We start from the raw sequence: 16,948 nt of genomic DNA, 5'->3' as shown, positions 1-16,948 counted from the left end.
CCCGGATGTAGTACCACATCCGGGATTTTCTATTTAGATTTCATATATTATACACAATGTATTTCAAGATGCGTCGCGGCGGCAAGGGAACTCATCTCCGGGAGCATAGATAACCGTATGTTTATAAAAACGGTGACCGGGGTGAGTGAGCGCAGCCAACAAAGAGGCAACTTGAAAGACGAAGTGTATATTTAATTTTCAGCAGGAGAGTTCATAACCTCTACCACCTGATCAAGCAATGCTGAATTACAGGCCGAAACCAGACTGCCACCAAACATAGCTCTTTTCCGGCTGCCATTCAGTGCACAAAAATCACCACCCGCTTCTTTAATACAGGGCAAAATTGCCGCACTGTCCCACGGTTTCATGATGGTATCAATAGCACAGTGCAACCTGCCGGCTGCAACCATCGTGTGCTGGTAGCAGTCATTAACAAAGACAAAATCACGGGCAGATTTCACTAACCCATCCAGATTATAAGCTACGGTGCCATTTTCCAGATGATAACCGGAACTGTGTATACCGGAAGCTGCAATCACAGCATTGTTAACAAATGTTGGTGAGTTATCCATCACTTTAAGCTGGCGTAACGGCTTGCCTTCCACACTCATCCAGCACCCTTCCCCTTGTGAAGCATAAACAACGGTGGAAATTGCCGGAAAACTGATTACCCCAAGTTTTGGCTCGCCATTTTCGACAAAAGCCAGTAACGTACTAAACAAGGGTACGCCATACAAAAATGCCCTTGTTCCGTCAATGGGATCAATGATCCAGCCTGATTCGAATTTTTCGCTGCCATCCAGCCCAAACTCTTCTCCCAGAATGGGAACACCCGGGCTACGTTTTTCCAGTATGTTACGAATCTCTGTTTCCAACATTAAATCAGTTTGAGTGACAACAGAACGATCCGGTTTGTAGTCAAACTGTCCGGCTCCGTCAAACGCATCCTGAGCCCGTTTTCTGATTGTATTTACTGCTTCAAGGGCAATTTCTAGCATTTTTTGTCGCTCCTCAAGGTATCGTTTAACGTCATTTCAACGTGGCAATTCTATGATGAAAGCCATAATTATGGCTTGTTAAAAACATATTTAACAGAAAAATAAAAACATATTAAGAAAATAAAAAATAGAAAAAAGAAAGTAAAATTTTTTTCAAATCATATTTATTTAAATAATTTATTATTTAATAATCATTAAATTAAATAAAAAACAAATAATCACACTTTCCTTGTTTTTTTTAAAAAAAGAAACAAATAAAATGTAAATATATAATAAATTACAAAACAATTTCTCAGTAACATTGACATATTGGTATAAGTGCTATAATTAAAAACACACACAACCAAGTTGTTTTTTTAAAATCAAGCAAGGAAAATATTATGAGGCCTAATAATATATTTAAAATTATTGTATTTTTATTAATATGCCAAACTGGCTCTGTCTATGCTTATTATTCTTGTCCACCTGGTCATTATGCAATGCAGGGATACGTAGGCAATATTTTATATTTTGATGATTATCAAACTATTCTTTTTACTCTAACCAATCAGCCCGGTTTTTATATAAAATTAAACAGATCAGATGGAAAAATCACTGACGAACAAAAAAAAATAGCGCTTAATCTATTAATAGATGCCAGAGACAATGATCACATAGTTAATGTGACCTGTAAGAATGGAGTCGCCGAATATATATATACATATCAATAAAATAACACACAGTTATTATTTATAAGTTTATTTAAAAAAACCAATAACATTATTAAAATTGATGATTTGATATGGCTATAATAGTAACAAATAATTTACCCTAAACCTTTTAATATCATACCGTATTTCTCTATTCATTATGATATAAAAATGGCCCACCAATGTGAGCCATTTTTATTACTTAAATAAAACTATCAAACCAGTCTGGATTTGCCCGTTGTCGTATCCGACCAGGCCATCATAATGGAAGATTGTGTTTGTCCATCCAGTGCATCAATAAAGCCACTGTCACCGATTGTTGGTGCAAAGCCGCTCATTGCCTGAATCAGTGAATCCACTGCATTGGCAGAAAGCGCGATATATTCACGCTCACCGTGAGTATTTTGATCGCCCATTCGGGTAACAATATCCGCACGGTTGCCATTGAAGTAATCTGTAAAGGTCACAGAGCCGATTGCTTCAAACTGCCCCTGTTCAGAACTGTCTTCCACATGGCGGTTAGTGAGCATCACCAAATCGTAACCGCTGCGCTGGAACCATAGATCCTGCCAGTTGAGTTCATTGAAGACTATCTTGTCACCGCGTTTGAGATCTTCAACCACGTTATCGATCACATCTCCGCTGATAACATAACTATTCACGCCAGCACCGCCTTTAAAGCGGTTCTGGTATCCTCCCAGCACCAGCAAGTCATCACCGTCACCGCCGTCAAACTGGCTGAACTTGGAGATAACATCCGCAATCAGGTGATCATCTCCCGCTCCGCCGTTAATCAGTGCATGGTAACCCATCAGTTTTATGGCATCGTTACCTGCCCCGCCATCGATCCGGTTATAGTTGCCGAAAACCGTGGCAAAATCATGATCATCACCCAAGTCAGCCTGATTATTGTTACCGATAGCAACGACATAATCCTGACCTTCTCCGCCTTCAATACGGTTGAAGTTACCGGAAGCCACAATGTAATCACGCCCTTTACCGGTTTCGATGACTCCGCCTTCACCAAAGGCAAAGACCTGATCATCACCCTCTCCCATGTAAGCGTAGTTTATGCGACCTGCAACTACGGCAACATCATTGCCCTGACCACCAAACATAATGTTTTCGCGCCCCATCAGAACACCGGTGTCGTCACCTTCACCGCCAGTGAAAATATTGGAGGTTCCCAGAGCATAATAAACATCATTACCACGACCGCCCCAGAAGTTGTTGTTATCGCCCAGATAAGCGCCCAGATCTTTGCCGTCTCCGCCCCAGTTAAAGTTATAGTTACCGAGGGAAACATGGATGTCGCCATCCCCTTGCAAATGACCACTATTACGCAAGAAATCAAAGGTTTTTTCCTGCATATGCAGCAGATCATCAGTCAGGTTCTGTTTCAGATTAGAAACCAGATCTTTCATCTCTTCCTGCTTATCCTGCTTCAGCAGGGTTGCAAACAGATTTGGCAAATTGAGGGAATTAAAGCCGAAAATGCGCTCTGATTGTGTATTCTCTTCACTGATATTTTCAGCTGACGCAATCTGTTCTGTCGGGGTTTTTTCTTTGATGCCATGACTTTCAAGGAACGAACTCACTCCTTCTGCACCGGCGGCCAGACTGGTTTTCAGGCCATTAAGCAGTGTTTCCGGATCAACAAATGCCGACAACTGGTTGCCACTGAATTCACTGATTACCTCCAGCATTTCCCGCAAAATGGCAACGCCGTCTACTGACTGATTTGTTCGGGAGATGATAGTCCCATCTGCGGTGTAGTCCACACCAAAGATATCACCCAGTGTGGTATCAGCATTCACGCTGGCAAGGTTTCTCAACAGCTTATTCTTAAGCTGACGAGGCAGATCCGCCGGATTAAAGGTGAATGTGGTTTTTGCTATCCCTGTTGAGGTGTATTGCTGAGTCATCAGGCCAAACAATGAACCGAGGTTAATATCCAGAATCGAATGAATATTGTCGCCGAACATCAGGTTCCAGTTACCGGTTGTTACCTGAATATCCGCACCCTGCCCGCCAACAGCAAAATTGAAGGCCAGTTTTTCATTCATCTGGCGGAGTTTATTGGCTCTGCTGAGGTTACCCATTTCTGGTTTATTCCCTGCACCACTCAGCCATTGGTTATATTTCTTGTTCAGTGTGCTTTCAATATCGCTCTTCAGGCCGCGACCACTGCGTTTATACTGAGAATCGAGATCCATCAGCGATGTGTAATCCACGCTGCTGGTCATATCCAGCCCTGACATATCCTGTAGATATTTTTTCACGCTTTCGGTTGTCCACTGTGCTTCCTGCCCAGACAACCAGTCAGGAGTGGAATATGAGCCAGCTATGTTTTGCAGAATACCCGATACGCGGGAAACATTATCAAACGGGTTAAGCATCGGCGGTGTCGGGATCGATTTATCCATCATCACCAGCAAATCATTACTACGCCCCTGATTAAAGCTGATATTCCGGTTGCCGACAAACAGTTGTGCGCCTTCCAGTGCCTGATAACCGGCAATGTTGACGCTATGTTTGCTGTCACCATCTCCCAGATGAACCATGACATTGTTATCGCCAAACGCCAGAGACTTAAAGCCCCCCGTGCCGACTTTAACACTCACGTTGGTGGTTCCCCAGTTAATGGAGGTAAATTCGCCATCACCCGCCTGTACCTGCACATTACCGGAATAGCTCAAGCGGTTATCGGAAGACGTTCCGACCGGATAATCCTCAGGCTGATGCTGATGTTTTTTCGGCGCATGGAAAGTTTCGGTATTGTCTGCAATCGCGTTCTTCTCAGTTATCACCTCATGCGGGCGATGCTTCCGGCTATTGGTACTGCTACGCAGGCTGCCTACACGGACAAGTGAAACATTGTTTTCAGAAACATGATTACGTATACGTTCGGCATTGCCTTCGACTTCTCCTTTATCGTTCCAGCTCAGAACGATTTTGTTTTCCGTGATCTTATTTTCCGCTCTATTGTGCTCAGATCGCGTATATTTACGGCCTGATTTACCGATCACAACTTCGGTTCGACGGGCAGAGACTGTGGTGCGGATCCCATTTTCATCAAGGGCTGAAATCAGGTGATACGCAAAACCATCGCGCTTGTCATCACTGAGCAGAGAACAGCCGACCAGACTGATATAATCCAGCTTTCCACCATACTGGAAACTATTCTGGAACTGCTTTAATCGCATTGCCAGTTCAGATGCCGTGTAATCACTCATTGTCGTGCTGTTATAGCCATCAATCTCATCGCCGCCGTGACCAACAACCTGCCAGCGTATTGTGCCACTCAACTGATTCGGATCGCCGTATACCACTTTATACTGACCATTGCGATCAAGCTGGACAAGCACACTCTCTTTCGGATGTTTACCAGTCAGATAAGAGACTGAATCAGCCACATGGGGATCATCTTCGAGCTGAATAATAACCTGACCATCAAAACGCATTTTCTTGCGTTCTAATCTCGGTAACACCTCAATCTCTTCCCATTCACTCAGATCGTGGTTATTCAGCGGATGAAGCCTGTTCAGCGCATTTCTCATCGGTGAGCCATCAAAGATTTCCATTGCCAGAATATCTTTCATGGTTGTTCTGTCACCGAAGACCGGGCGATAAGCTGACAGCGCCTCTCCATCCAGAACGATAACACGCCCGAACATTCTTTCCCGCTGGCTGTTTTTAGCCATGTTGTAGTTTTTTGCCATATTCAGGCCGGACTGACCGAAGAAACGCGTGACATAATCGCTGAATTTCTCTGCCGAGGAGAATTCTACAATGCCGACATTAGGATCATAGAAACCGTATGTCCGGTTCTCGCCGCTGCCTTTTGACCACGCTGCCATCGCGTGTCCCAGAGTATTCAGCTCCAGCAGAACCGGTTTTTGCCCTGTATTGGCAGCCGTGATTTTTTCAATCACACCTTGTACACTCAGCGCTTGTTCCCCACTCAGCTTCTCTTTCCATATTTTAGTGGTGCTATCCAGCATCGGATCTCTGGTATAGAGCGCAGAGAGTGTCCCCAGTAACTTACTGGCGTTGGCCTGTTCACCTGCGGAATATAATTCAGGATTGTTGAGCACTGAAGCTGCGGAGTACATTTTATTCAGCAGGTTACGTCCTACGTTTTTCTGACCATCATTTTCCAGCTGTTTTGCCAGCAGAACCAGTTTTGACAGTGGCACACAGCGCCCGCCAAAACCATCATTAGACAAGTTGAGTAACATCAGTTGTGGCGCCAGATGTTCGCTTGCTTTTGCATCTACCATTCCCATAGAAGTGACATCACGGAAAAGGCGGCTATATTTCTCTACTTTTGGTCGCAGAGTCATTTTCAGTGCCCGGTGTTCAATTTCCCACGCCAGTGCACCTTTCTGTTCCGCCGTCCAGTTTCCTTTAACCAGCATATCCACCAGCTGCCTGATATCCATATCCGAATGGAAGCCATCCACAATTTGGTTAGCGTGATTATGCCGATAACCTGACAGGAAGGCTTTTGTCGCACGCAAATCCTGCTCCCGGCCCTGATTATCCACCTGAGGTTTCAGCGCCTGCGTGTAGCGCCCCAAATCATTTTTGATGCCTTTGAGAATAGGGCTTTCCTGCTCGTGCACCTGAGAAGCAGCTTCAGATAGATTGGCAACAATTTGTCCGGCATATTTCACCATGACCTGATAACTAGATGCATGGCTATAATACGTGTGTTCACCAGAGACGTTATAATCAGAGGCCACCAGTCTGGTTCGGAGTTTTTCGCCTTCATTGCCCAGACCTTCATTATCTGTCAGCAACATAATCGGCATTTGCTTCGAGACTCCGCGCAGATTCTGCTCCACGGAGAATTTACCATTAACGGCTTTTGCCAGTATTCCGGTCAGGCCGGACGGATTCGATATTCCATGAGCCGTGATCGCTTTGGTCATACTTGGCATCGGTCTGTCCAGCAGTAAGCCGGAAACCGACATTCCTTTACTGTCCACATAACGGGCCAGATCAGCCGCAACCGGTGCCCCCATCGAATAGCCATGAATAATGATATTTTCCGGGCTGATATCACGTTCATTAACCAGATAATGGAACATGGTACGTACATCCTGATACATTCCCTGTTCATTCGGATACCCATCGCTGGTGCCATAACCCCGCATATTAACCGACAACACATCAATACCCTGCTGTCGGTAATGCGGCTGAATTTTACCCGCCTGCTCTTCAGCCGATGAACCGGAACCGTGGATAAACAAGACGACTTTTTTATCCGAAGTATCCCCCTGCGATACGTTTTGCCCCTTATGGTAATAGCCTGTCAAACGTCCGGCTTCCCCTTTCAGGGTAACTTTTTCGGTCACACCGTGATTGATTGCTAAGTTAATCCTGTTCTGCATCTCCTGACTGATTTGGCGACGCTCTTCTTTTGTGCCATACAGTTCACTGTTCATGAAGCGGGTTACAGGATTCTTTGGCGTTCGTTCATGCAGTGCTGAGCCATCATTAGGAATAGCTAATTTCTCTGCCCTTTCCGGTTGCTCTCCGGTTCCGCCATGATTTAACGCAGTATCAAGACGGTGATGTTTTTGTTTAACCCGCTCACTCTGAGTGACTTCCTGCAATGACTGACCGAAATCAAACAGCTCGCTTGGTGTCCAGACACCAAAGGCTGGCCGCCATGCTTTGCCAAGCACTTTATCCGCCCCACCAGCCTTAAGAATACGGGCAACAACACTTGAACAGTTTTGCGTCATAAGCTGATAGCGGGCATCCGGATCACTGCTGATTTTGCCCCATTCAGCCTGCATTGCCGCTACATCAAGACCTTCCAGATTGATGCGATAGACCCGATCAGGGTCAACGGTGCTGTTTTTGAAATTAGCGATCTCTGCCAGCTCTCTTTCAGCAAACTGGCTCATAACACTGGCAATGGCTTTCTCCATGCGTCTGGAATTCTGTAGTCTCGCTGCCAGACGCAAGGCTTCCGCAAAATTACGGCCGACTTCATGCATATCCATGCCGGGATCAGCCCATTGAGCAAGGTACGGGCGATAAATGTATTGCGGTATTTCAGCGGATTTGAGCAGCTCCGGATTGGCAAGCGCCGCCATCGCAAATCCTTCACTGACATCGCTGAATTTAACATCCACGCCTTTGGCGATTTTCAGTTTTTCAAGGAATTCTTTCAGCTCAGCTGAACCATCCGCCAGACCGAAGCCATCATCTTCCTCAGCCTCAACATCAAATGTCAGGGTGGGTGCCTGAAAAGCAGGCTGACTCAGATCATGCCAGCGAAGTCGCAGATCAGGCTGATCCGGGGTGGCGATATTCAGGAGTTCTCGTATATCCGTCGATTTATTCCCTGCCGGCCACCAGCTCACATAGTTGATTTGATTGAGATGAGTCGCATCTTCTGCATTAACCAGAACACGCCCCTGACCAATCTGCATTGCAACATGGCCCAGCGTACTGTTTTCACTCGGTCGCCAGACATACAGTGTGGCACTGACAGGGGACAAGTGTTGTTCAATCGCCAGATGAACTTTTTTCAGACCAGCAATATCAATACCTTTGCCATCTTTCGCGAGATCATGGGCAGCCAGACCGGCGAAAACAGCATTCGTGACATCCTGACCATACTCTTTGGTTACAGCGGCCATTACCTGTTTCAGCCCGGCATCTGCGGTATTTTTACCAATATGCAAACTGAACTGACCGTGAGTAACAAAATCGCCCTGAGGATCTAAATAAAGATGTTTACTCTCTTTGAGGTTAGCGTTATCAAGCCTATTGTATAGCTCGCTGAAAGTCCCTTTCCCTGAGCTTTTCAAGGTCGGATCTGCCAGAACCAGTGACTCTTTCAGACGGATATCAATCTGGGAAAGCAACCGATTCATTGCAGGTGCCCGCCCTGATTCAGAATGCCCAAGCAAATATCCCGCTACCTGTTGTTGCAGGTGAGTTAATTGTTCAATGGCATCCAGTGAATAATCCGGTTTTTCCCGTAAGAGCTGTTCATAAGCACGCAGTGATTCAATGACATTACGATAGCTTTCACCCAGTGGCTTGCCTTTGATATAAGCCATTTTCTGTAATTCATCACCGGACATCAGTTCGGTATTCGGCGAGTAATACCAGGAGCCACTCACTTTTTCGGCAAGAATGCGGGTATGACCATCTTCAAGGGAAATAATGTGACTTCCCACCAGACGTAATTCATCCGGGATCTGTTCATAATTCTGATAATTGGCAAATATAAACCGCTCGATGGTATTAATCTGCGCCTTATCCTGCGGGTTATCGACTTTAATCACTTTCAGCCCGGAAGAACGAAGCCCCGGCCATGGCATAACTTCAAAGCTATTATTTAAGCCTTCACGTATCAAAATATTGCGATCAGTGCGCAGGCGATAGAATGGGATAGCCTGATTTAACATGCTATCAATAGCACTGACTTTAATATCCAGATCAATCAGTGTATTCGCGTGGTAACCATCAGGATCCTGCTCAAGATATCTCATCTGCTCAGCCGGACTTAGTGAATCAAAGCGCATTTTCACTCGGACTCCCGGATCGGTCAGTCTGTGCCCTATAGATTCCAGCGGTTTTCCCCGGTAATGATAGGCGTGTTTATCCAGCAGGCGAATTTCATTGACCAGACCTTCACGCTGTAATTGGCGCAATACCGGCAGCTCAACATTCCAGAAGAAATTGCCTAAACGTACCCCGCTCGGTGCGATGACATAAACATCATCACGCGCACCCGTCGCATAAACAGAACACCAGAAACCAATATTACTCCGTGTCGCTTCGCTGATGGCGGTGTGCAGTTTCTCCTGTTGGAAATCATCAGGATCAAGGGACGTATTGCACCAGTCCATCAGCTTCTTATTGAGTTCAAGGGCAAGTACGTTTCCTTTCACATCAATATCGTAAACCACTTTTTTATCATCTGGCTGCACGGCATCCAGTACAGAGCGGTAGATGCTGAACTCCTGACCTGACCAGAATGAAACAATACTTTTTTCACCATGATTAGGTTCAAAGCTATAACCAAAACGCTCCAGCTTAGTGATAAACTGAACGCGCTTATCCCAGTCAAAATCAAGGGTTGAATCAACAAACAACTTCGCCAGCGGCGCAATTTGATCTTTAGGAATGGTATGCCGGATGATACTGAAGAAATTCTCAATGAAATCAGTCAGCCTATCCCTGATGTTGTCATTAATCTCAACATTAGGCCGCACACCACCCGGGACAGGAATATAGTTACTTTTTGCATGATCATTTAACTGATCGCGTCCACTATCCAGCCAACGGTATATTTCCGCGACTTTCTCTGCTCTTTCTCCGATGAACGGATAAGTTGAACTGCTCTTTTGCGACAAATTACTCCGCACGGAGCTACCGCGGGAATCAGTACGGGAATCTGACCTTCCCAGAGGTTTCAGTCCACTCAGATCCAGACCAGAAACAGACAGTAATTTTCTGTTCCCCGGCACAGAGATACTTGGCACTGATTCAGGTGAAATAACGCTATGCGGTAATTGCTGCGTGCGCGATGAGCGTGGTATATGAGTAGAATTTGCCTGTGTAGCACGAAGGCCTGCATTGATCTGTAAACGTTCCACAGCCTGTTTAGCATCGGCAAGGGCAGATAAATCACTCTCAGATTCCTGTAGCTTTTTACTGAAAGCCCCGACTTCCTGTATCAACGTCGTGGAATTAATGTGGCTGGTTGTTTCACCAATCCTTTCTGCTTCATAGGCTTTACCTGATCGATTACTGCCAACATTACTAAAACGTGGGGTATAGCCATTATTTTTTGCTACTTCACTGGCTTCAGCCTCAATATCCTGAAGCGTCCTGCTGGCACTAAGTTTGGCCTGCTCCGCCTGATTTTGCTGTGCTTCCGCTTCTTCTTTCCGGTATTCAGCCTTCATCCGGGCATCCGCAACATCTTTCCCGACATTTAGCTGATCTTGTTTAGCTTTGGCAACATTGATTTCTGACTTATCCAGTGAATTTTCGATCTTCTGCTGTTGCTGTAAAGCCGTAGATAATGCGTTATCCAGTTGCTGTCCGGCTGTTGCTTTTGACGTGTCCACCTGTGTCTGAAGCTTATCCAGTAATTCACAGGCAAAGTCATGACGCCAGTGTGCTCCGGATTCTCCCTGATAGTGTGCGTGGGTCTGTTCATCCAAAAGTTCCAGCGCTTTGGCCTTCGCCAGCAGTTCATCCGTCACAGCCTGCTGTTCTTCCCGGATGACATCGCGCTGTGCCAGTCCATTCGCATTCAGGGCATCAAAATCCGTGGATTCCAGCTGATTCTGAGTGCCTGCAATCGCTGCCAGTTGCTGCTCTTTTTCCTGCGCCAGACGTTCATGATCAGCTTCGGCGCTACTTTTATCGGCTAACACGCTTTCAGCCACGACATTTTTTGACGGAAGTTCACCATCATTACTGTTATCTGAGCGATCCGACGTCGCCACGATGTTATCCAGTATATAGCCCCTGCCATCGTCTTTACCGATACCTTTAAACGCCAGTCGGTTACTGCCGGCCTGTGCAACCAGTACCAGCTGTTTATGCTGCCAGACGATCCTATCGTCCGCAGATGAGAAGACAACCTGACCATTCCAGAGCACTTCCATACCATTATCATCGGTACTGGCTGCCCGGCGGGCAAAATCAAAATCAAGGGTAATGGCCTCTCCCGCTTTAAGCTGGCTCAAATCCTGATAAATAGTGGTGTTAACCTGTGCATCCAGTTCAGATACATATCTGCCGTGGCCTGCGTCATCCAGACCATAAGATGCCGCCGGATGCTGGGCTTCAATCCCGTTGGTAGCTTGCCAGCCCAGAGTACCGTTCTCAAAATCCCCGTTGGTAATCAGATTAGGCTTCTGATTTTCTCCGGACTGACCCTCTTCATTCATGATGGTTTCCAGTCTGCCGACATCCGGTGTTTCCAGCTGGCTCACCGAAGCATGCAAATCAGCGGAAAGCGTGGAGCTGACTTCACTGATTTCTTTCAGCTTAAAGCCTTTCAGACCATCCACTTCCGGCAAATTGATGGCACCCCGCCCACGGTTACTACCCGATGTATTGGCTTCATCACCATGCACCAGAAAACTAATTCCCTGACTGCCCATGACACCCAATAACGTCTGTTTGATATTACCGAACAGCGTTGCCAGTTTATGGCTTTCCGTGTTGCTGGAGGCCAGCGCCAGATTGTAAAAATCCCCGTTACCGATCTGAATAGCGACGTTATTGCGGGCGTAGGAAGCGTGAATGTTCAGCCCGTCACCAACATGAACACTGGCATTGCCGGTGCCTTTCATTACCGAGACATTCAGTCCGTCACCCACTTTGGTGCTGACATTGAGCTTACCCCAGGCCACATTGACCGAGATACCATCACCCACTTTGGTATTTACGTTCAAATTACCGTGGGCAGCAACCACGCTCAGGCCATTTCCCACGCTGGTTGTGATATTACTTTTACCCTTTGCTGCGGTAACCTGCATACCATCACCCACTTTGGTGACAACGTTACTCTGGCTCCACAGCGCATTAAAGCTGTCGCCCTGCCCCACGTGCGTGACAATATTCGCATCGCCTTTCGCCAGTGTGACCTGACGGCCATTCCCTACTTTGGTGATCACATTCGCCTTACCCCACGCGCCGGTGTAATCATCACCACGGCCTACATGAGTCAAAATGTTAGCCGAGCCTTGTACAACACTAACCGCACGTCCATCGCCGATCTTGGTCACCAGATTGGCTTTCCCTTTGGCAAAGTTATAGTGATCCCCGGCTCCGACATGGGTCATGATATTGGCATCACCCCAGGCTGCATTGACCGCCAGACCGTCTCCCATTTTGGTCATCAGATTCAGCGTGCCTTTGGCAAAACCCACGGTATTGCCATCCCCGACATGAGTCATAATATTGCCGAACTTGGAAACAAGCAGGCCGACCGTTGTCCCGTTACCGACTTTCGTCAGGATATTCCCCTTACCCAACAAGACGCCGGCGGTAATGCCATGACCAACATGGGTGATCACGTTGGCTTTAGCTGCGGCTAAAACCCCCATAAATTCATGTCCGACTTTCGTCACCACATTAGCTTCACCTAATGCCAGTACGCCGGTCAGCCCGCTGCCAGCATGCGTCATCACATTAGCCTGACCAAACATTGCTGCCAGCGTCGTACCATCGCCGACTTTGGTCATGATATTGGCATTTCCGGCAAACAACCCGAGGCTGGTGCCCTGACCCACATGGGTATAAATGTTAGCCTTGCCAATCATCACGGCCGCTGTCAGGTCATCACCCGCTTTGGTGAAAATATTGGCTTCTCCCACCATCGCGGCAAAGGTATTACCATTGCCAATATGGGTCATTACATTGCCCACACCAATCATGGCGGCGAGACTATCACCATTCCCCACCTTGGTGGCAAGGTTACCTTTCGCCACCATCAGGGCAACACTCAGGCCATCCCCCACATGGGTGAACACATTACCCAGTGCCACCATCAGCGCCAGCGCATTGCCGTTACCCACTTTGGTAAAGACATTGCCACCGCCAGCCATCATTGCGTATGCATTTCCCTGCCCGGTATGGGTAAAAATATTACCAACAGCGAGCATCGCGGCAATGGTTTCGCCGTCTCCCACTTTGGTAAAGACGTTACCGACAGCCCCCATCGCGCCCAGTGTTCTGCCGTTACCCACATGGGTCAGGACATTACCCAGACCAAACATGATGCCGGTGGTTTCTCCGTTACCCACTTTGGTCAGAACATTGGCACCGCCCATCATGACACCTGTGGTTCTGTCATTTCCGCTATGAGTCAGCACATTGGCACCACCCCCCATCACGGCAAAAACCCGGCCATTACCTTTGCGGGTCAGGACATTAGCGCCTCCGAGTGCGATAACTCTGGTATCACCATTGTAAGATCCCACTGATGAATCAAGTGCCGGATGAGTACTGTTGACATGAGTAATGACATTAGCAATACCAGCACCATTAAAAATCAGGTTTCCCTTTCTGTTCTTCTTGAAAATAACATTTGCCGCGCCAGCACCGCTAAATTCGGTATCACCGATTTCCGAGTTATGCAGAATGACATTCGCAACACCCGCTCCCTTAAAATAAACATTGCCACGGGCCACATTGGATTTAATAACATTGCCGCCCCCTGCACCTTCGAACCGGACATTACCATTGCTGTCATCCTGTTTTTGGTCTAACAGCTCCCGCTCACTGAACTCATGCATAGAGCTAATCCGTTCAGACGTCACACGGACAGTATTTACACTGTAATTAACATGACTCAGTGTATAACTGCCCTTACCGATAACTTTATAGCCAGAACGGGTACCGATAGTTTGATCTGCCATGACCGCCGTTTGATCACCGGCTTTGTACCACGGTGTGGCAATATATTTCAGTTCACCCGTTGCAGGATCATTCGCCAGTTGAACGACGACAACTTTGGTAATTCCCCCCACGAATTTGGCGTATAAATAGGTATTCGCCATTTGGTTGGATTTCACGGGTTTTACATCAAAGGTACTGCCATCCATTGAAACAGCGTGCCCCCCCATCTGGGCATCTGACAGCGTAATATTTTCTGCTGCAATCTGAACACCGCCGGCATAAGTCACCCATTCATCTTCAGGTAATTCACTTTCCAGTGCATGTATCGTAAATGACTGATGATGCTCAACTGTCAGATCTGATAATTTATATACCCCGTCAACATTAACCAGCTGGTAACCGCCAGCATCAGAAATATCCTGAGATGCCAGATTATTGAGATGATTACCTGCTTTATGCCAAGAGGTCGTATAATATTTCAGCCGGCCAGTTTTGGGGTCATTATGAATACGAACTTTATTGATTTTGGTGTATTTATCATCAATAGCAGCAAATAAAAAAGTATTTATTTCACGTGTGGATTTAATACCAACAATCTGCTGTGTTTTTTGGATCCAGCTTCCGCCCAGTGTTGCCGTCGTCAATACAATTTCTTCAGCTTTCGCATAGGTAATCCCTTCACCATTAAAGCTGTCATTTAAACCTTTACGGGTGATTTGGTTATAACCTCCGGCACCCATAAAATGGATATTACCGTTGACCACATCTGAATAGAGATGGTTATAACCACCCGCCCCCTTAAAGGTGATATCGCCACTGTACCCGCGACGATATAAATTGTTATAAGCCGCAACACCTGAATAATGTATATTACCGGAACGGCCATCATGCTGAATAACAGCACCACCTGCTGCACCCGCGAAAGAAATAGAGCCTTCTTCTTCTTTATTAATTTCAGCGTACCCTACAGCACCTTTTACGTTTAAGTTACCACTGGTATCATTGATTTTCAGGTATGCTGAACCACCGACTACAGTATCGTTACCTGCTCCGGTATAAATAGAAGCGCCAATCGAACCCAGAGTGATGTAATCATCACCACCATAAGCATGGATTTGCCCACCAAACCCAATAGCCACAATATTATTATCACCATCATCAGCGGAATAATTACCTGTAAAGAAGTATTCAACACTTCTCCAAAATGGTTTTCCCATAAATAAATCCCGGTATAAATTTGAAAATTGAAGATCAAAAAAGCCCAGTTAAAGGAAATAACTGGGCATCAACACATAAATAGATAAAAAATGAGTATCCCATGAATAAATTGAAATTTATGATATTTAATCGAGTCAATTTATTGAATTGAGACATAGAAAAATAAATTCAAGAGTCAGACAGAAATTGTCAATTGAAGAGTATCCTGTTTTTATTTTTAATAATCAATAAAGTAAAATAACAAAGTCTGTTTAACCACTATGTTTAGTCCCAATCCCCTCACTAAAATACAAAGCGATCGGGTCTAATTTATACAGGTTAAAATTCCATCTGAGATTAAGTGAGTAGAGTTAAAATTTAAATTATCTGAATAAGTGATGTTCCGATATTCAGAAACATCACTTATTCAACCATATAAAATTCTTTACTATTTAAATATTTATTAATCTACCAACCTATTAGAATAGAGATTCATTATAAAATATAAACATATCAGCACCATTTAAACTATCAGACCATAATGAAGAATGATTTATCTGTATATTAGCACGTAGTAAGTCATGAGCTGTTCCAGAAAGTTTAGAGTTTCTCCATATTTCTGTTATGTCATAAGCATTTTGTCCAGTAAATCTAGTATAGGCATTTACCTGATTAGGCCATAGATTGACATATGTCCTTATGGTTTCTATATCATAGAGGATCTTATGAATATGCCGCACACCATTTTTACTGCTTTCATTTATGAACGGTAAATATAATTCACGAAATTTCTTTATTGTAATATCGAACTGAGTACTCCGATCCTCGGCGATTAGAATCCTGTTTTCTATTCGGCTGCTTTCCTTTTTTATATCAAATCCCAGTTTATTAAAAAGTCCATAATCCATATCACTAATATTGTGAACTTTGGGTATTGTAAGCTGTAAAGTATGAACCGCTGTAGAACTTTCAACCTCTCGGATCCATCCTGCATTTACCGCTTTGTTGAAAGTCTCTTGTACATTTTTTGTTTCTCTGACAATTGTGGCGTATGCTGCACTGCTGCTTGCTGGATCACCACTCAACCCCTTACCAAAACTGGCTTCTAGTCGTATGCCTATTTTCCACATCCCTTGCGCAAGACCCGCAACGCCCCCGACCACACTCACGATACCTAATCCCATCGATACCCACCCCAAAACAGCAGACATCTGCGGATCACTGTCCGCCATCGCGGCACTGGCAATCCCGGTGGCATCCGCCGCCAGCCCTGCCCCGGCGATCGCCGCCCCGATGGCGGTCAGTGAGGCCCCGCCCGTGGGAATAGCCAGGAGGATCCCCGCCAGTAACCCAATCGAGCCCAAAACCAACCCCACAATACTGCCCGTGCTCATATGTCCGCTGGGGTCCGTGCGGTTAATCGGATCGCCCAGGCAGTACGCATAGGGGTTCACCCCCCCCGCCCCGAACGGGCTGAGGCTGTCCGGCGCCGTAAACCGCATCAGGACCGGGTTATACGTCCGGTAGCCGTTGCCCAGATGGTACCCACCCCCGGCCGGATCCTGTCGCTCCCCGTTATAGCCCGGTAAAGCCGGGTCACTGTCCGCCACCGCCTGCTGCCCGTACGGGGTATAGCGAAAACGCGAGGTCCGGTCATTGTGACGG

The 16,948-nt window shown here is 46.1% G+C and carries 4 protein-coding genes; 1 reads left to right on the top strand and 3 read right to left on the bottom strand.

Features of this window, described 5'->3' with window-relative positions; translation table 11 throughout:
* Positions 1 to 191 precede the first annotated feature (191 nt).
* Positions 192 to 998, bottom strand: a complete 807-nt coding sequence (locus tag AACS90_RS09560; RefSeq protein ID WP_153043674.1) for an inositol monophosphatase family protein — start codon at positions 996 to 998, stop codon at positions 192 to 194.
* Between the two features lie 380 nt (positions 999 to 1,378).
* On the opposite strand from AACS90_RS09560, the gene AACS90_RS09555 reads away from it, so the two are divergent.
* On the top strand, positions 1,379 to 1,708 hold the full coding sequence (locus tag AACS90_RS09555) for a hypothetical protein (RefSeq protein WP_099122460.1): 330 nt from the start codon (positions 1,379 to 1,381) through the stop codon (positions 1,706 to 1,708).
* Between the two features lie 194 nt (positions 1,709 to 1,902).
* Here the strand turns inward: AACS90_RS09555 and rtxA are convergent, their stop codons facing one another.
* Together rtxA and AACS90_RS09545 are read right to left on the bottom strand one after the other, a co-directional pair.
* Positions 1,903 to 15,303 (bottom strand): MARTX multifunctional-autoprocessing repeats-in-toxin holotoxin RtxA, encoded by a 13,401-nt coding sequence (gene rtxA / locus AACS90_RS09550; RefSeq protein WP_099122459.1) that lies wholly within the window; start codon positions 15,301 to 15,303, stop codon positions 1,903 to 1,905.
* Positions 15,304 to 15,762: 459 nt separating this feature from the next.
* Positions 15,763 to 16,948: RHS repeat-associated core domain-containing protein (locus AACS90_RS09545; RefSeq protein WP_193757225.1), on the bottom strand; the 1,186-nt coding region annotated here is incomplete at its 5' end.

This window comes from Xenorhabdus sp. KK7.4 (assembly GCF_963876465.1).
GTDB classification, from domain to species: domain Bacteria; phylum Pseudomonadota; class Gammaproteobacteria; order Enterobacterales; family Enterobacteriaceae; genus Xenorhabdus; species Xenorhabdus stockiae.
This window is presented reverse-complemented; position numbering and strand designations above follow the sequence as displayed.

Coding starts and splice junctions, on each gene's coding strand:
- rtxA (WP_099122459.1), bottom strand. CDS start 15,303: ATGGGAAAACCATTTTGGAGAAGTGTTGAATACTTCTTTACAGGTAAT.
- AACS90_RS09555 (WP_099122460.1), top strand. CDS start 1,379: ATGAGGCCTAATAATATATTTAAAATTATTGTATTTTTATTAATATGC.
- AACS90_RS09560 (WP_153043674.1), bottom strand. CDS start 998: ATGCTAGAAATTGCCCTTGAAGCAGTAAATACAATCAGAAAACGGGCT.